Below are 17931 nucleotides of genomic sequence, written 5' to 3'. Positions count from 1 at the left end.
AAAGTGATGCACAACCTTTACCTTTAGCCTCCACAATGCAGCGAACCGGTCAAGTAGAACAAATAAGGAGTCTCCAAGTTGTGAATCTTGTGAAATTATGCTTGCTCACTGCTGCAGTATTTTCTTTGTTACTCACTTCTCCCACTTTTGGCAAGGACAAGGAGACGATTCCGCCCACATTCTACCGCTACGATGTGGCACTGGAATATCGCGCCAGTCGCGCTGTAGCTGGTGACTTCAATGGCGACTACACCCTTGACCTTGCTTTGATTGAACCACCTCTCAACCGCTTGACGATTCTCTATGGCGGCGCATCATTGGATGAGTTTAGTCCAAAGTTCTTTGCACTTTTGACCTCAGTTCAAGACATTGGCGCATCTGACCTAAATAATGATGGTATTACCGACCTGATTTTTCTTACACGCTCACCTGAACGGTTGCTTTGCTACTATGCTGCCTCTGGCGAGCGCCTGACGCTACGGGCAGAAATCGAGGTTACGGCTGGCGCTGAAAAAATAGCAATTATGCCTGCTTTGCATCACACGTCTATTTTGCTTTATGGCCAAATGCGTGGCATTGAACAGGTTGATTTTTCGCCACACTATGGTTTTGTGAAGCGCGCATGTTTTCTCAGCGAAAGTGTTATCTCTGAGCTTACATTCGCTGAGTCTCTTAGCAAGGATAAACTCTCGCATCTTATCGCACATAGCGCCGTTGAACAGTGCATTAAGTTCATTCGCACCGACAAAGATTCATTGCTTGGCACTGTAAGTCTGTCGTTTAATCAGCCAATTGCCTCAATTGCTGCCAGCGACTTCAATCAAAATGGACTACCTGACCTTGCGTTGGGCTTAGGTCAAACCCGCACACTCCCGGCGGAAATTTGCGTGCTCTTCGACCTAGGCGTTCAAACAGGTAGCTTGCCTGTCTATTTGCCGCTCGACCACTCTCCTTCACAACTCCTTAGCGCTGACTTTAACCACGATGGTGTAATCGACCTTCTTGCACTCAATCCAACTGTTCAAGCCGTAACCCTTTTTCTTGGCAAAAGTGGCAGCCGAGTGTATGAGCCACATTATCTTGGCATCGACGCTGCCGCACACTGTACAGTTCAGGACTTAAATGGTGATGAATTACCCGAGATTATTTTCACGCAACCTTCGGAAAAGCAGGTCGTGATTTTTTCTGCCACACCGCCTCGCAACACTCGCAAACCTTCACTGCTATGGGGACGACTGGTGCTTAGTCCACACCCCACTACGCTAATGCTTTTTCCTCGCAAATCGCAAGCCTTGATTGCAACTTTTAGCAAAGGTCAATCCGTGCTTTCAGCCTTTACCTACAGCAAAAGTTTTCAGGCACAAAAGCCATTGGCAATAGGATATCGCACAAAATTGGTATGCCAGTTAGGTGACGAAATGCAGTTTGCTGCTTTGTCCGAAAAGTCAGACAAGGTCTCTGTTTTCTCCTTCAAGCCGCTCTTTTCACTTGAAAAACAAGCCGAGACGAGTATACTTGCACTCAACATTACACACATAGAGCACTGGTGGCGTGCGCCTTCTCTGGCACTTCTTTTTTTGCTTGACGAAAGCCGTCAGGCGATTTTACCGCAACTGCTACTTTACCGCCAGACTCGAACACACCCTTCGTCTCTGAGCGAAGTCACATTTGCGCCATTTGTGCCAGTGGGGCAACTTGTGTCCGTGCAGGCTACCAAACTGTATGGGCAACCCGTGCTTGCAGCGATTGAGCGCCATCAGTCAGAACACCTTAGGGCGCGGCTTTACACATTTGGCATGCCGATGAACCAACACGTGCAGCTTTTTGAGAAGGCTCAGATTCGCTTGCTGCAAACTGAGGCCCCTCCCCATACGGCACTTTGCGAAGATTTTGATGGTGACGGTCGCCCTGATTGGCTCCTTGCCAATCAACACGATACGTGGTTGCTGCTTTCCCGCCAGCGCTACAAGGCTGAATCTCTTAGCAAACTCATCGGGCTTTCCGAGCAAGATGTTGTGCGAGTCATAGACATCAACAGTGACCGACATTTAGATTTGCTCGTTTGCAAGGCTCAAGAGCAGAAACTCTATGTTATGCTTGGCAACGCCGCTGGGAAGTTCTCCAGCTTGAAAACCTTAGCCAATTACGCAATCATTTCAGACGCCAAGCTTTTGCGCATAGACGGCGAGACGCTCTTGCTTGTTACGAATACTAAACTTCATACTCTCGATATTATCAAGCTGGACTCACTCTTTGCGGAAAGCACAGCCACGCAGTAAGACAATTTTAGGCACTCAGCCTGCGCAGCCCCGACTGTACAATTGTTTCAGTGATTTGCTGCCGCTTTGCTATGCTCTCCCTTTGCTGAATTGGGGCAAAAGGGCAGTACAGACAGTTTTCAGGAAGGCTTTGATTTGGAATTAAGCGAAACATAAAGTGCATTACTCCACGCGCTGCAAAATCTCTACCGCAAGGTGCTCTGGTACTGGCATCACTGATAGGCGCGGCAATCGGAGCAGCACAAAGCCTTCAAATGCCCTGTCCTTTTTCATTGCTGATAAAGGTAACGGTTTTGGGAACTGCTTTACGAATCGCAGCCGAAAGACAGGGTCACGGTGCTCATCAAGGAAGCACTCTGTGAGCGCTTCTCCCAGACCTACAATCTGCTTTTCACTACCTGTGTGATAGATGAAGCACTTATCACCGACCTTGATGCTACGAAGATGCTTTTGCGCTAAGGGATTCTTGACGCCGTTCCAGATTGTTTCGCCTTCCTTTGCAAGCGATGAAAGGCTATACTCATCAGGTTCTGTTTTCAGCAGAAAATATGCCATTCAGCCAGAGAACGGTCTATCAATGTAGGTTTTAGCTAACTGGTGGGAGTTTTGGTAGTCTTTCATTTCTAACACCTTTTTGTAGTGTGTTACAGCTGTGGCATGGTCACCTCGCAAGTCATAAATCATTCCCAGACGCAGCATCGTGAGCGCTTGATAGGGCGAGGGTTCTCTGTCAATCTTTTTGGACAGCGCTTCAGCTTGCTTAAAGTGTGTATAAGCCTGAGCAATTCTGCGGCTATTCATCATCGCAACCCCCAAGTGAAAATGGGCCTCACGCGCTGCACGCTCATTGTAGTGTTCAACGCCGCTTTGACACTTTTGCAACACATCACTGTAGACGGCTTCTGCTTCATGCCAGTATCCGCCTGAGGCTAATGCACGTCCTAAGAAAGTGTGAAACACCACATTTCTTGGGTACTTCTGATACAGTCGCCTTGCGTACTCAATTGCCTTGAGGTAGTCTTTCTCATAGACATAGTAGATTTGTAGCAGAAAGTAGAGCGACTCAGAGCGTGCGTAGCGACTTTTCTCCGATGCCAACTCCAACTGACGAATGCCTTTGAGTTTGTCTCCCTTCGGGAAAAGCAGCGCTAGCGGTCTCACTGCTGGGATTTTTTCAGGGATTACCTCAGCGTAGTAGTTGTATAGTCCAAGCCCGAAGAGAATGTCATAGTTGTCTTTGTCGAGCTTTTGGAGCTTATTTACAATCGGCAGGGCATCTTTGCCATCGCTGGCTGCCTTGAGCCAGCTTTCTCGATTGGCTCGCAATCGTCCACGAAAGCCGAGTGAGCCACACTTGAAAAAGAGGGCTTCGATGTCTTCACTATTTCGTTCTAACCGTTCTTCGCAGACCTCAATGGTTTTCTCCATATAGCTACAAAACTCATCATCATACTGCGTGTTGTCAATATCCAGCATCATTTTCCACCAGAGCGTCATACCAAGAAAGAAGTGCCCAATTGGGCTTTTCGGGTCTTTATTGCGAATCTCGCTAAAAATTCGCTCTGCTTTTTCGAACTCGAGATTGTAAATCAAGTCAATGCCTTGCAGCACTTGCTCACTATACTGCTTGATGGGGTCAGGAGCAATAGTGCGCCGCTCAATCTGTGCATTTGCCTGTGGGAGAATAAGCCAGCAGAGCAGCCAGAGAAGTATGCAGCGCTTGGTTAGTCGCGTCATTGTTCGCATCATTTCGTTTCACTAAACACAGAATCGCACAGTCAAAATTCCGCAAATGTTTTTGTCCAGCCTTGAGACACTTACAGCAAACGCCGATTCATCACAAAGACTTATGCCGTAGAACGAAACGCCAGAATCGCTGTGTTTTTGCTTTGCTACCTTGATTCAGCATGATTTCACGAATGGTTGAAGCTACTGCAGACTTGTCGTTAGAGACCATACTCAGCGAAGTGTGGTGGCTTTTGGAACAAGGTGTCAGAGACCGTCGCAGTCCGTTGCATACGGGCATTTTTGCAACGATTCGTGATGGCTTCCCTGAAATGCGTACGGTTGTGCTACGTAGTGTCGATGCCACTGCGCGCAAGCTATTTTGCCACACAGATATTCGGTCTGCCAAAGTAGAAGACTTGCGGCATCACGCCAACTGCGCTTGGCTCTTTTATCACCCAGAACGCAAAATTCAGCTCCGCTTTCTGGGCACTGCAACTGTGCACCATCAAACCCCTCTTGCCGAAGCTCGCTGGAAAGACACCCAACTAATGAGCCGTCGATGCTACGCTACAACTCTTCCCCCTGGAACTTTGGTTGAAGCGCCGACCTCAGGGCTCCCTGAGTATCTGACACACCGCAGTCCAACGCTTGAAGAGAGCGAAATTGGCGCCGCACATTTTGCCGTGATTGAAACCACTGTTCATTTCCTCGATTGGCTTCTGTTAGATGCGAAAGGACACCGTCGCGCAAAATTTTTCTGGCACGGCGAGACGCTTTCCGCATCGTGGGCAATTCCGTAATTTTCGGCTAAACAGTTTTGTAATCAGATTGTAGCCGTGCACATTGTCCTCATTTTTGCTTCTCTCCAGCAAGTGCTTAGAGGAGAGCATCTGGTCTTTGCACTCTTTCTTGATAGAGTGTGTGGGAGACTACTTGCAAGCAAAGCAGGCAGGCTATTTTTTTTACACTCTTAAAACCTTGATGACAGACATATATGCCTGACGCCAGCTCTAAAGCACATCGCCGACATTCAAATACTTTACGCAGGACACCCCGAACATCTGGCTCATCGATCAACGCGGATAAACATAGCGACCCATCAGTCAAGCGGGAAAAAGTCTTTCCGTTCAGTGCGATTGTGGGTCAAGATGAAATGAAGCGTTGCCTTTTGCTCAACGTTGTAGAACCGCGCATCGGTGGCGTGTTGGTGATGGGGCATCGTGGTACTGGCAAATCTACTACAGTGCGTGCTCTGGCTGATGTCTTGCCAATGATTGAACGCGCAGAGGGCGACCCTTACAACCGCACGGTTGAGGAAGTTTTACAAGCCGAGGCAAATAGCGGCAAGAAGAAAACTCGGCCTCTTCGCTCCGAGAAAATTCCTGTGCCTGTCGTGGATTTGCCACTTGGTGCAACCGAAGACCGCGTTTGCGGCACAATTGATATTGAACAAGCTCTGACCAAAGGTGAAAAAGCCTTTGAGCCGGGTTTGCTTGCCAAAGCCAACCGCGGTTTTCTCTACATTGACGAAGTGAATTTGCTAGACGACCACTTGGTCGATGTTTTGCTCGATGTGGCAGCCAGTGGCGTCAATGTTGTTGAGCGCGAGGGCATTAGCATCAAGCACCCTGCGCGGTTTGTCTTGGTTGGTTCAGGTAATCCTGAAGAAGGCGAACTGCGCCCGCAACTCTTAGACCGCTTTGGTTTGCATGCGCGCATTAGCACCATTACTGATATTGCCCTCCGCGTAGAAATTGTGCGACGCCGTCGCGCCTTTGATGCCAATCCCGATGAATTCATAGCTGAATGGGCTGCCGAGCAAGCCGCCCTGCAGCAGCGCATTGTAGAGGCGCAATCGTTAGTGCGACAAGTGGAGCTCCCCGAGCCTCTTTTGATGATGATTGCAGAGCTTTGCATGCATTTAGGTATTGACGGGCACCGTGGTGAGCTTACCGTAGCGCGCGCTGCATCGGCAAATGCTGCCCTTGAAGGTCGCACAGTCGTAACGATTGATGACATCAAGACGGTCGCTGTCCCTGCGCTGCGACACCGCTTGCGACGCGACCCCTTAGAGACAATGGATGCTGGCGAAAAAGTTGTGCGCGAGTTGCAGAAAGCACTGGCTAAATTTAGCGCTCAGCCAACTCGCGCCGAACCTGCTGTCTCCTAATTTTATCCCAAGATGCAGAAATCTTTATGCCGCTGCGACTTCTTTAATCAAGCCTAATCGTTGAAGTTCCGCATCAATCTTGGATTTATTCGCATCTGATGGCGGTGTGAGTGGCAGGCGGTAGTATGGCTCAATCAGTCCCATTCTGGCCAGTGCATATTTGACAGGGATTGGATTCGACTCAATGAAGTTCAGCATCATCAGCGGCAGGTATTGATGATGCAAACTTTGAGCTTCGGCAAGGTTGGCAAAGCGCATTGCCTCGACCAGCAACTTCATTATGCGTGGAATTTGATTGGCAGCTACAGAAATCACCCCATCACCGCCTAAGGCCATCATTGGCAGCGTCAGATAATCATCACCGCTCATTACAGACAGTCGGCTTGGGCGCTGACGCAGCAACTCTTCAATTTGCACCATATTCCCAGAGGCTTCTTTGACAGCAAGAATGTTTGAGAACTGCTCGGCTAAGCGTAGCATCGTCTCGACGGAGATATTTGCTCCCGTGCGTCCAGGCACATTGTAGATGATGATAGGCACACTTACGGCTTCTGCGACTGCGGCATAGTGCTGGAAGAATCCTTCTTGTGATGGCTTATTGTAATACGGTGCAACCGACAAGATGCCTTGCACGCCTGCTTGCTCAGCTGCCTTTGCCAACTTGACAGCGTGGCGGGTGTCGTTGGTACCTGCGCCCCCAATGACTTTTGCGCGACCGTTAGCCGCTTCTAAGACAATTTCTATCACGCGTCGCTGCTCATCGTCCGACAGTGTTGGCGACTCTCCTGTAGTGCCGCAAGGAATGAGAATGTCTGTGCCGCCTTGAATTTGAAATTCTACCAAGCGCCGCAGCGCCGACTCATCAATTTTGCCGTCGCTCTTGAATGGCGTTACCAGTGCAACGGCTGAACCCGAAATGGTGCGATAACTCATAAAAAGTGGTTTATGGTGAGAAAAGATGTTTCATGCGCCGAATTTACGCCGTAATTTTGCGAAACGAAAAACCCAATTCTTGATATGCCAGAACGAGAAGCACGACCTATGTCGTATTCACGCGTCGAGATGACCCAAATCGTTACCCCTGTCGATACCAACTATCTTGGCAACCTTGCTGGCGGGCGCTTGATGCACTGGATGGATTTAGCCGCAGCCATCGCTGCAGGTCGGCACTCGCAAGCTGTGTGCGTTACGGCTTCTGTCGACACAATGGAGTTTAAGCAAGCGATTAACTTGGGTGAGGTGGTCATTATTAAAGCCAATGTCAATCGTGCATTCAACACTTCTATGGAAGTTGGCGTCAAGGTTTTTGCTGAAGACCTAATTAAAGGACAGATTCGCGAGTGCACAAAGGCATACTTTACTTTTGTTGCGATTGACAAAAATGGCAAACCTATCCCCGTGCCCGAAGTCATCCCTGAGGACGAAAACGACCGCCGTCGCTATGAGAAGGCTGCGCTGCGTCGCCAGATTCGCTTACTGAACAAGGGCTAAGACCGCCTTCCACACTATCCTGCTGCTCGCAATAGAGAGCCGACCCCCAGTTCCTGCGCCGCTTTTGTATCTATCAATTGCTGCTCATTTTTGTGACAGAGAAAAACTGAGGCGCATTTGTTCCCCCATTGCATCTACTGTCTTTCTGCTTGTCTCACTTAATACTTTGCCAACTTCAAGGCTGCCTCAAAGACCTTGTGTTCATTTGGCAAAATTTCAGCTTCCAGCACTTTTGAGAAACCAACGGGCGTATCCAGCGACCCGACGCGCATAATCGGTGCATCCAGCCACTCGAAGCAGTGTTCAGCAATAAGTGCAGCAATCTCGCCGCCAAAGCCTCCTGTCACTTTGTCTTCGTGCACAACAAGTGCCTTGCCTGTTTTGCGCACAGTGGCAAAGATAGCTTCTTTATCCAGCGGGGCAAGGCAGCGCAGGTCAAGCACTTCTGCAGAAATGCCGTGTTCATTTTGCAGTTTCTCAGCGGCTAAGAGAGCGTGATGCACGGTTGTGCCGTAGGAAATGATGGAAAGGTCTGTGCCATAGCGTCGGTAGCGTGCCTTACCAAATGGAATCAAGACATCGGGGCGAAGTTTGCGCGTCTTTGCCCAAGGGTTGTTGTAGAGGAATTTAGGCTCCAGAATCACGGTAACGCCGCGTGAGCGAAAGGCAGTGCGGAGCAAGCCTTGCATATCATCAGCGAAAGCTGGCACAACAATGCGCAAGCCGGGCAGCGTCGTAAAGGCGCCCTCTACATTTTGCGAGTGATACAGTCCACCACCGATGTATCCACCAGAAGCAATACGCATTACGATGTTGGGCACAAACTTGCCCTTTGTGCGCCAGTATTCGTGCGAGCACTCCACCACTTGTTCCATCGCTGGCCAGATGTAGTCAGCAAACTCTGCGCCTTCAATTAGCACCCAGATGTCTTCACGGTAGCGCGAAAAACCGTTCGCTGTGCCGACAATGAAATCTTCCGCAATGGGAGCATTGAAGACTCGGCGCGGACCATACTTCTGAGGCATTCCTTTGTCAGCGTTGAAGATGCCGCCTTTGCCTACATCTTGTCCCCAGAGGAAGGTGTGCTCATTACGGTCAAACTCCTCATGCTGCGTTTGGTTAATCGCTTGCAGGAAACTGATGACCTCATCAGTGTAAAGCTTTGGATCTCCTTGTGGCTCCGATAGGTCATGTAGCTCGCCACCTGTGATGCGAAACTCTGGATAGACATACAGTGTAGCGGACTTTGGGTCAGGCTGCGGCGCGCGTTCTGCGCGTTCTGCCGCTTCGGCAATCACCTGTTCATTTTCCTGCTCAATTGCTTCTAGCTCCGCTGGTGTAAAGAGTTGATTTTCCAGCAGAAATTTCTTGAACTTTGGCAGAGGGTCTCGTTTCTTTGCCTCTTCCAATTCCTCAGGTGTGCGATAGAGAAAGTGGTTGTCAGAATTAGAGTGCGACCCAATGCGCTCGCAATCGGCTTCGACCATCGCAGCGCCTTTGCCTGATTTGACAAACTCAATTGCCTCTTGCATTGCTCGCCAAGAGTCAAACACATCGGTGCCATCGCAGAAGATGACCTTGAGATTGGGAAAACTGCGGAACAGCTCCGCTGGGTGACTTGTGCCAAACTGCTCGCGCACTGGCACTGAGATGCCGAAGCGATTGTTTTGAATGACAAATACCACTGGTAAAATTTCGCGCGATGCACCATTGACGGCCTCATAGAAATAGCCTTCTGCGCACGCCGATTCTCCTCCCGAATAGAACGCAATTTCATCACCTTGATACTTTTTGATGGCACGTGCTACGCCTACAGCGTGCTGTGCATGGTTGCCCGTCAGCGACGAGACGTTCTGGATGCGAATCTCTGGCTTTGCAAAGTGGTTCGACATATGCCGCCCACCGCTGGCCACATCTGCATCACGCGAGAGACCATTGAGCAAAATTTCTTCCACCGTTATTCCAGCCGCAAGGGCGGTCAGCATATCACGGTAGTATGGGAAAAGAAAGTCTTTGTTCGGTCGGAACGATTGCCCCAGTGCCAGCTGAATTCCATCATGCCCTTGATACGGCGCATGATACGACCACCCCATTCCTTTTTTGAGATATCCTGCGGCTTTAATATCGAGCTGCCGCCCAAGATGCATTAAGCGATACCAATTTTTTAGCGTTGAAAGCTCAATTCCAGCAGGTAAGATGCTTGCGGAAAGGTGGGCTGCTTGAGATGCACTGTTTGACATAGTTATACTCCTTTCAACAAAATTTACGGGGGTAAAATCGTCATAATTTACGACAAAAATTCAAAAAGTAGGAAGCTATTTACTCCCTGAGAAGTATGGCGTGGAAGTGCAGATTTCCGCCATGCTAGCCTGAAGGATGCCAAGAGGCGTTGCTTCTTCGCCTTAGTTTGGAGAAAAATTTAGCCCCTGTTTGGTTAAATTAGGCGCTTCCGAGCTTGCGCCCTTCCACTATGTGATGGGTCAAGGGCAGCACAAGAGACAATTTGAAGTGCCCAAGAGAAAAGCTATGATGAACGCGCTCAATCAATTAAACCTCACTCATCGCCCTCGCCGCTTGCGACAGAGCGAAGCAGTGCGCAGCTTAGTTGCCGAAACGCATTTAACAAAGTCTGATTTGGTCTTTCCGCTCTTTGTGCAAGAGGGTGAAAATGTCGCCGAAGAAATTCCCTCTATGCCCAACATCTTTCGCCTCTCGATTGATAATGCAGTGCGAGAATGCGAAACCCTACAAAAGCTGGGCATTTTGGCCATCAACCTCTATGCTATGCCTGCTGAAAAAACAGACGATGCACGTGAAGCCTATCAGGACAACGGCATTATGCAGCGCGCTATTCGCGCCATCAAACGGGAATTTCCAGACCTTTGCATAATGACCGATGTGGCTCTCGACCCTTATACGACGCACGGACACGACGGCCTTGTGAGCAACGGAAAAATTCTGAATGATGAGACGGTTGAAGTCCTCACAAAAGTTGCCATCTCGCACGCTGAAGCAGGTGCGGACTTTGTTGCCCCAAGCGATATGATGGACGGACGGATTGGCGCCATTCGTGAGGAACTCGACGACCATGGCTTTACTCATGTGGGAATTGTTGCCTATTCAGCAAAGTATGCCTCCAGCTTTTACAGCCCCTTCCGTGATGCACTTCAATCAGCACCGAAATTTGGTGACAAGAAAACCTATCAGATGAACCCCGCCAACTCTGACGAAGCCATGCGTGAAATTGAGTTGGATATCCAAGAAGGAGCTGATATTGTAATGATAAAGCCAGCTTTAGCTTATCTCGATATCGTTCGCCGTGCCAAAGACACTTTCAATGTGCCTATTGCAGTGTTTAATGTGTCAGGCGAATATGCAATGGTGAAAGCCGCAGAGGCTAATGGCTGGCTAAATGGAGAGCGCGCAATGCTTGAAATGCTACTCTCAATGAAGCGCGCTGGCGCAAGTCTCATCTTTTCCTATTTTGCAAAAGAAGTCGCAAAGTTGCTTTGATTAGCAATGGAAGTTGGACCGTTTTTTGGCGCAAAACTGCTGCTCTCGCTTGCTGCTCTCTCTGCGTCGTTTGGCTTTGGCTTTGCTTTTTTACGCCGACATATTTCTCCTGTGCGTCCTTTTCCCACTCTTGCTTGGCTTGTCATTAGCACCTTAGGCATTATTGGCATTGCTTTGACGCTTCTACAAACTCATGCACTCTACAGAGCGTCAGCAGTGCGCCAGTGGCCAACTGCAGAAGGCATTGTTTTAGATGCTCACATTCAGGGTAAGCGTGGTTTTGTGCCTGTTGTAACTTACCAGTATGTTGTCTCAGGCGATACGCATACTGTAACCAAAGAGCTTTTCTCGCCGCAATTCGGTGGCAAGGACACACGCAAGCAATCTTCCGAGAAAATTCTTTCTCAATACACGAAAGGTACTACGATTGCGGTGCATTACAACCCTGACAATCCCGCTGAGTCGGAAATAGAGTTTGGCATCACATGGGCTACATTTATCCGATTAGGCGTTGGATTGCTGCTTTTTGCTGTATGCAGCGGCATTGTGTTCTACAAGCTCTTTCAGCGATGGCTTTGCCCCCAGTCTATTTCAAGTTCCGCTGCTGGTTTGCCCGAAATCTCACCAAAGTAGGTGCAAATGATTAGGGCTTCTTGTGGAAAAGAGCCACTAATTTGCACTTGGGGGAGCCGCTCTTTGGCTATGACCGTCGCCAAGTGCTTATCTCCGCCGTTGCGGCGCAGGCTGCAACACTTTTTGACGCTCTGCCTCATTTGCCCGATGGCGAATCCGCATTATGGTGCTGAAAAGCAAAGCCAGTGCAGCCATATCATCTGCGATGCCGAAAATACCGAAGAGCAATTCAGGCATAAAATCCAGCGGCACGAAGATGTAAAGCAGTGCAGCAGTCATTGCTGCTTTTTCCATCAGCGAGGCTTCTTGCCAAATTTTGCGAATAAAGCTCATTTTCCCTTCCTCCGAAGTTGAATCCCAATTTCACCACGACTTTCTACGAGAACCTGACAAGGGGTTTCGGCGTTCCATTGGCTGCAACGCTTGCTAGCGTTCTCTGTGCCGCTACCCTTCCCATACTAACTTAGCTACCACTTCTCTGTTCCTTTCCAGCTTTTGGCAAAGGAAACGACTCGCACTGAAAAAGCATTTGTGAAGTGTATTAGGCATCTAAATTGCAAGGCAAGCCTATGCGCATAGCTGTGATTGCACCTGATGTAACTAAGCTGTGTGCGTAGAAGAGTTTGGGTCTTTGCGCCGTCTCTTTTGCTCTGTCTCCATTGCCACTTTTTGCGGCAAGGCCGTTTCATAGAGTTTTTATTAACCATTAACCACTAAACCACTATGGCAACTATCACAGAACGACAGGTCATTGATGCGCTTCGTAATGTGATTGAACCAGATTTGGGCAGGGATATTATCTCGCTCAATATGGTCAAAAACATCAAAATTGATGCGCAAAACAATGTTTCTTTTACGGTCGTCTTAACGACGCCTGCCTGCCCGCTTAAAGACCTTATCCGAAATGCCTGTGTCAATGCGATTCGGCATTTCATTAAGGAAGCGCAGGCGGTTGAGGTTGAAATGACTGCTAATGTAACCAGTGCCAATCCGATGGCTGGACAGGCTGCCAACCCCAATCACCCACTTGCTCGCGTAAAGAATTTGATTGCTGTTGGCTCAGGCAAAGGCGGCGTTGGCAAGTCCACCGTTGCCGTAAATTTAGCAGTTGCACTGGCTAAGAGCGGCGCAAAGGTCGGTTTAATTGATGCAGACATTTACGGTCCTTCTATTCCTACGATGTTTGGCTTGAAAGAGGAAAAGCCAGCGATTTTGGGCAAGACTTTAATTCCGATTGAAAAATACGGTGTCAAGCTGATGTCTATTGGGTTCTTAGTCGATTCTAAGACGGCTGTGGTTTGGCGCGGGCCTATGGCTTCTTCTGCGCTTCGCCAATTTATGAATGATGTGCAGTGGAATGAACTGGACTACCTTTTCTTTGACTTGCCGCCCGGCACTGGAGACATTCAGCTTACGCTGGTGCAAGCTGCGCCGCTGACTGGTGCAGTGGTGGTTACCACGCCGCAAGATGTCGCCCTTGCTGATGTGGTCAAAGCGGTCGCAATGTTCGAGCAAGTTAAAGTTCCTGTGCTGGGGGTTTTGGAAAATATGAGCTACTATCTTTTGCCCGACGGCACGAAGGAATACATCTTTGGGCAGGGGGGCGGTATGCGTTTAGCTGAAACTTATCACCTGCCGTTCTTAGGGGAAATTCCACTTAGCAAAGATGTGCGTGAGGGCGGTGATATGGGTGTGCCAGTTGTGATTGGTCATCCGAATTCGCCGCAAGCCAAACTTTTTGTAGAAGCAGCAGAGAAACTGGCGCAGCAAATTGCCATCAAGAACGCAGGTGTTGGCGCCACAAAACTTGAAATTGAAATCTAACTTTGATTTCACAGGTCTATTTGATAGCTTCACTTAAACTTAAAATGAGACAATTATGCCACAGCAACCTGAAGTTGAAACAAAGCAAGAGGCAACCGAGATTGCCTACTTGCCACCGACGCACCCTGTTTATGCAAAGGTGCAAGAAGCCTTAGACAATATTCGCCCCTATTTGCAGGCTGACGGTGGCGATTGCCAGATGATTGGCATTCGCGAAGATATGACCGTTGACTTGCGCTTGGTTGGGGCGTGTGGCTCTTGCCCAATGTCCACGATGACGCTCCGTGCAGGTGTCGAGCAGGCAATCAAGCGTGCTGTGCCTGAAATCGTGCGCGTTGAAGCTGCAATTTAGCTCATCAGAAAAGCCCGACCCCGTCGGGCTTTTTCTTTTAAGTGTCAAGGTGTATTGCTCCAGGCAAATTTTTCATTGCCCTTTATTCGATAACCGTGTAGGAAGTCTGAGGTGCGCAATCGTTTTTTTCCTTCGAATTGGAGCGATAGCACTTCAATCATTCCTTCGCCGCACCACACATAGAGTGTGTTGCCACTGATGTGCCACCTCCCTGCCTCACCTTTTTCGTGGGTTTCCACGAGGCGAGAGCGATAGAGTTTGACCAGTTTGCCTTCGAGTGTTGTCCAAGCTGCTGGGCGCTCAGACAGTCCGCAAATAAATTGATGCACTTTTTGTGCGGGTTCGTTCCAGTTGATTTGCGTGTTTTCTTTTGTGAGTTTCGGTGCCTTTGTTGCTTGCGAGTGGTCTTGCGGAATAGTTTTGACTGTGCCCTGCTGTATTAGCTCGAGCGTCTCAACTACGGCTTCTGCACCTAACACTGCAAGTCGCGCAGCTAATTCTGTGGCGACTTCATCGGGGAAAATTTCCAGCCGCTTTTGCACAATCATCTCCCCTGTGTCGACCTTTTCTTGAAGAAAGAAAGTCGTTACGCCTGTTTCCTTTTCGCCGTTGATGATGGCCCAGTTGATTGGTGCAGCACCACGGTATTTGGGCAAAAGTGAAGCGTGCAGATTAAAAATCCCTTTCTTGGGGATTGAGAAAATATGAGGCGGCAAAATACGAAAGGCAACGACTGCAATCGCGTCAGGCTCAACACGGCGCAGTGCTGCTTCAAACTCGGGGCTGCTAAGGTCTTCAACTTCCAGTACGCTTAGCCCCAATTCTTGCGCTGTTTTTTTGACAGGGGTTGGCTCGGCTTGGCTTTTTGCGCTCTGGCGTGGCTTATCAGGGCTTGTTACAACAAGTGGAACTTCATAGCCTGACGCCACAATTTTTCTAAGCGATGGCACGGCAAATTCTGGCGTGCCCATAAACACCGTGCGCAAGCTCATTGGGCACTTATTGTGTCAGAGAATCTCTACTTTACCGCCAGCAAGTATTCCGCTTCAACTTCGCCGCGTCGAATAGCTTCCAGCTCCGCACGGTGCTCTCGACGCACACTGGGCGCCAGTTTTTCCACGAAAAGCTCACCGTTTAGGTGGTCAAATTCATGTTGAATCACTCGGGACAGCAGTCCACCGAAGCGCTCTGTGTGCTCCACAAAATTTTCATCGCGATACTTGAGCGTGATGAACTCAGGTCTTGTTACAACCTCCCGCACGCCGGGCATTGATAGACACCCTTCTTCCATCTCCACTTCACCTTCGGTCGCCAAAATCACAGGGTTGATAATCACCATTGGCTTAGTATGCTGATACTTCTCAATCATTGAGATATCGACAACCATCAAGCGAATTGATTTGCCGACCTGTGGCGCCGCCAAGCCGATTCCTTCTGCTTGATACATCGTCTCAAACATATCTGCAATCAGCGTTTTAATCTCTTCGTTCACCCCTTTGAGCGGCTTTGCGACTTTTTTCAAAACCTCGTGCCCGTAAGTGTAAATTGGTAGAATTGCCATAGCTTTTTTCTAAGAAAAGTTTTAGGTTCAGCGAAATATACTCAAAACTTGGATAAGTCGTTCCACCGATTTCATCGCATTGCACGGAAAGTTGCAGCGTTTTTTGCCCTTCATACTTGAAAAATTCTCGAGGGTTTTTCTATTTTTGCCGCAATTTTGAAAGCGATTACGCCACGCATCACAAAACTAAAAGGTGAAGGAGACGAGAATTGTCATTCGTTCCAACTAAAATCTTTTTCACAAAGGGCGTTGGGCGACATAAAGAATACCTCTCATCGTTTGAGCTTGCCCTGCGCGACGCCAGAATTGAAAAATGCAACTTGGTAACTGTCTCGAGTATTTTCCCCGCTGGCTGCAAGCGCATTTCACTGGAAGAAGGCTTAAAGCTCTTGCAGCCCGGGCAAATCACCTTTTGCGTGATGGCGCGCGCGGCGACCAATGAACATAATCGCTTGATTGCAGCCTCCATTGGGGTCGCTATTCCACAAGACAGCACGCAGTATGGCTACCTCTCAGAACACCACCCCTACGGTGAGAGTGAAAAGCAAGCAGGAGAGTATGCCGAAGATCTTGCCGCAACGATGCTTGCCACCACGCTTGGCATTGAGTTTGACCCCAACACTGCTTGGGACGAGCGTGAGGACATCTATAAGATGAGTGGCAAAATCGTCAAGACCTTTAACATTACGCAGTCTGCAGAAGGCAAAGCTGGTCTTTGGACATCAGTTATTGCTTGCGGTATTTTGCTACCGTAGGCTCAGCACTTGGCAAGACGGAGTGCTCAGCCTTGAGAAGCAAGCGTTTGCTGCTTTCTTCTCTACGCGGAGCATCCCTTGCCTTTGCTTGCGACACACTATTTTTGCTGCACGCTCTCTCGGCACTGGATTGCTCCTCTACCCTTTTACTTTCCAGATGCGGAACGACACTGGCTCTAAGGTCAGGCGCAAGTTGCCATCTTTGGTTTGCAGTGTTCGTTCTGCATCAAAGACATCAATGAGCGTCTGATTCGGTTCCATTTTTACGAAGCCATTGAAGGCAGACTTGCCGAAATTTGCAACCACCACAAGGCGACTGGTTTGATGCTTGCGTTCAAAGGCGAAAACTGCTTCGTCGTTTGATGTGCGCAGTTTGGTCATTGTGCCGCTTGTGAGGGCTGGCTCGGTCTTACGCAGTGCAATCAATGTCTTGTAAAAGGCTCGCCACTCTGCTGCGTCAGGAGTGTTCCAGTCGACAGGCGCTTTCTCAAAGAGGGAGATACGCTTGGTGTTGCCCACCTCGTCGCCGTTGTAGAGCATCGGCACGCTGCGAATTGAGCCATACCCGCCAATTGTGAAGACGATGGCTGCTGTGAGCTTTGCTGCTGCTTTACTGCCAAAGTGTTCCTGTGGTGCACCATCGTAGGCATTCTTGTCGTGATTGGTGTTGAAACGCATTCTCAGCGAATTTTTTGGGAAAACTTTTTCTTCCCGCTCTAAGAGTTCACCAAGCCACTCTGCCGTTTTTTTGCCTTTGAGAATGTCTGTCATTGCATCATAAATCGTCCAAGAGTAGGTGAGGTCAAAACCTGCAGTGTGGTGCTCTGGCAGCGTGCCTTCTGAGAGCATCAGCAGCGAAGGTTTGATACGACGCAGTTCCTTGATGCTCTCAGCCCAAAACTCAGTTGGGATTAGCTCAGCCACGTCACAGCGAAAGCCGTCCACATCGTATTCTGTAATCCAATAGCGCATCACACTCATTAGGTATTGGCGCAGCTCAGGATTTGAGAAGTTTAAGTCTGCTACATCTGTCCAGTCATCGTTTGGCGAGACGATTTCACCGTTTTTATTCCGCCGATAAAATTCAGGCTTTGTTTTAATCAGGTCGTTATCCCAGGCAGTGTGGTTGAGCACCATATCCATAATCACTTTCATTCCTTGCTGATGAGCTGCTGTGACGAATGCCTTGAAGTCCTCTTTGGTGCCCAGCGCCGAATCGATTGCAAAGTAATCTTTGACCGAATAGGGGCTGCCGAGCGTGCCTTTGCGCCTCAGTGCCCCAATTGGGTGAATAGGCATCAGCCAGATGACCGAGACGCCTAAATCTCGCAGTTCAGGCAACTTTGCTTCTAAGGCTTTGAATGTGCCTTCTGCAGAGAAATTGCGCACAAAGACTTCATAAATCACGGCGTCTTTTACCCAATCGGGCGATGGAAAGGCAAGTTCATTTGGCAGGGCTTTGGGTAGTTTGGCATAACCGCGTAGAAAGAACAAGATGGTGCCAATGAAGGCAACAGACAGAATAAAGAGCACAAAGAAAAGCCGCATTTGCCGTAGAGTTTGTTTGCGGTGTGTTAATTTTGCTTGCTCAAACATACAAACTTTCCTGCGCACAATTACAATCT

17 protein-coding genes are annotated in these 17931 nt (G+C 49.0%); 9 read left to right on the top strand and 8 right to left on the bottom strand.

The window, feature by feature from the left end:
• Positions 1-125: 125 nt before the first annotated feature.
• The gene (locus NZM05_11740; protein ID MCS7014285.1) at positions 126-2279 is read left to right on the top strand and encodes a VCBS repeat-containing protein; all 2154 of its coding nucleotides are present in this window, start codon (positions 126-128) and stop codon (positions 2277-2279) included.
• Positions 2280-2441: 162 nt separating this feature from the next.
• On the opposite strand, the gene NZM05_11735 is transcribed toward NZM05_11740, so the two are convergent.
• Positions 2442-2834 carry an EVE domain-containing protein gene (locus tag NZM05_11735; GenBank protein MCS7014284.1) on the bottom strand — a complete coding sequence of 131 codons (393 nt, stop codon included), beginning with the start codon at positions 2832-2834 and terminating at the stop codon, positions 2442-2444.
• Positions 2835-4016, bottom strand: coding sequence for a tetratricopeptide repeat protein (locus NZM05_11730; GenBank protein MCS7014283.1), 1182 nt, complete (start codon positions 4014-4016; stop codon positions 2835-2837).
• Positions 4017-4198: 182 nt separating this feature from the next.
• Between NZM05_11730 and NZM05_11725 the strand changes: the two genes are divergently transcribed.
• Both NZM05_11725 and bchI read left to right on the top strand, forming a co-directional pair.
• Positions 4199-4807, top strand: a complete 609-nt coding sequence (locus NZM05_11725; GenBank protein ID MCS7014282.1) for a pyridoxamine 5'-phosphate oxidase family protein — start codon at positions 4199-4201, stop codon at positions 4805-4807.
• A 194-nt stretch (positions 4808-5001) separates the two neighbouring features.
• Positions 5002-6177 (top strand): magnesium chelatase ATPase subunit I, encoded by a 1176-nt coding sequence (bchI, locus tag NZM05_11720; GenBank protein ID MCS7014281.1) that lies wholly within the window; start codon positions 5002-5004, stop codon positions 6175-6177.
• Positions 6178-6201: 24 nt separating this feature from the next.
• Here bchI and dapA read toward each other — a convergent pair whose 3' ends face one another.
• On the bottom strand, positions 6202-7110 hold the full coding sequence (gene dapA / locus NZM05_11715; GenBank protein ID MCS7014280.1) for a 4-hydroxy-tetrahydrodipicolinate synthase: 909 nt from the start codon (positions 7108-7110) through the stop codon (positions 6202-6204).
• Between the two features lie 84 nt (positions 7111-7194).
• On the opposite strand from dapA, the gene NZM05_11710 reads away from it, so the two are divergent.
• Entirely contained in the window at positions 7195-7668 is a 474-nt protein-coding gene (locus NZM05_11710; GenBank protein MCS7014279.1) for an acyl-CoA thioesterase, read from the top strand.
• A 158-nt stretch (positions 7669-7826) separates the two neighbouring features.
• Here the strand turns inward: NZM05_11710 and NZM05_11705 are convergent, their stop codons facing one another.
• Positions 7827-9908 carry a thiamine pyrophosphate-dependent enzyme gene (locus tag NZM05_11705; GenBank protein ID MCS7014278.1) on the bottom strand — a complete coding sequence of 694 codons (2082 nt, stop codon included), beginning with the start codon at positions 9906-9908 and terminating at the stop codon, positions 7827-7829.
• A gap of 289 nt (positions 9909-10197) precedes the next feature.
• Here NZM05_11705 and hemB point away from each other — a divergent pair, with 289 nt between their 5' ends.
• Positions 10198-11181 (top strand): porphobilinogen synthase, encoded by a 984-nt coding sequence (gene hemB, locus NZM05_11700; protein MCS7014277.1) that lies wholly within the window; start codon positions 10198-10200, stop codon positions 11179-11181.
• Between the two features lie 6 nt (positions 11182-11187).
• The gene (locus NZM05_11695) at positions 11188-11814 is read left to right on the top strand and encodes a DUF3592 domain-containing protein (protein ID MCS7014276.1); all 627 of its coding nucleotides are present in this window, start codon (positions 11188-11190) and stop codon (positions 11812-11814) included.
• An 87-nt stretch (positions 11815-11901) separates the two neighbouring features.
• Here NZM05_11695 and NZM05_11690 read toward each other — a convergent pair whose 3' ends face one another.
• On the bottom strand, positions 11902-12147 hold the full coding sequence (locus tag NZM05_11690) for a YkvA family protein (GenBank protein ID MCS7014275.1): 246 nt from the start codon (positions 12145-12147) through the stop codon (positions 11902-11904).
• A gap of 390 nt (positions 12148-12537) precedes the next feature.
• On the opposite strand from NZM05_11690, the gene apbC reads away from it, so the two are divergent.
• Together apbC and NZM05_11680 are read left to right on the top strand one after the other, a co-directional pair.
• The gene (gene apbC, locus NZM05_11685; protein MCS7014274.1) at positions 12538-13638 is read left to right on the top strand and encodes an iron-sulfur cluster carrier protein ApbC; all 1101 of its coding nucleotides are present in this window, start codon (positions 12538-12540) and stop codon (positions 13636-13638) included.
• 55 nt (positions 13639-13693) lie between these two features.
• Complete coding sequence (locus NZM05_11680) at positions 13694-13990, top strand: NifU family protein (GenBank protein ID MCS7014273.1); 297 nt, start codon at positions 13694-13696, stop codon at positions 13988-13990.
• A 44-nt stretch (positions 13991-14034) separates the two neighbouring features.
• Here the strand turns inward: NZM05_11680 and fmt are convergent, their stop codons facing one another.
• Positions 14035-14982 (bottom strand): methionyl-tRNA formyltransferase, encoded by a 948-nt coding sequence (gene fmt / locus NZM05_11675; protein ID MCS7014272.1) that lies wholly within the window; start codon positions 14980-14982, stop codon positions 14035-14037.
• Positions 14983-15008: 26 nt separating this feature from the next.
• The gene (def, locus tag NZM05_11670) at positions 15009-15551 is read right to left on the bottom strand and encodes a peptide deformylase (GenBank protein ID MCS7014271.1); all 543 of its coding nucleotides are present in this window, start codon (positions 15549-15551) and stop codon (positions 15009-15011) included.
• A 209-nt stretch (positions 15552-15760) separates the two neighbouring features.
• Here def and NZM05_11665 point away from each other — a divergent pair, with 209 nt between their 5' ends.
• Positions 15761-16306, top strand: coding sequence for an arginine decarboxylase, pyruvoyl-dependent (locus NZM05_11665; protein ID MCS7014270.1), 546 nt, complete (start codon positions 15761-15763; stop codon positions 16304-16306).
• A 138-nt stretch (positions 16307-16444) separates the two neighbouring features.
• On the opposite strand, the gene NZM05_11660 is transcribed toward NZM05_11665, so the two are convergent.
• Positions 16445-17854 carry an alpha-amylase family glycosyl hydrolase gene (locus NZM05_11660; GenBank protein MCS7014269.1) on the bottom strand — a complete coding sequence of 470 codons (1410 nt, stop codon included), beginning with the start codon at positions 17852-17854 and terminating at the stop codon, positions 16445-16447.
• Positions 17855-17931: the final 77 nt, after the last annotated feature.

It is taken from the genome of Chloroherpetonaceae bacterium (assembly GCA_025056565.1).
Taxonomy (GTDB): domain Bacteria; phylum Bacteroidota; class Chlorobiia; order Chlorobiales; family Thermochlorobacteraceae; genus Thermochlorobacter.
The sequence above is the reverse complement of the archived record's forward strand: the minus strand, read 5'-3'. Positions and strand labels throughout refer to the sequence as shown.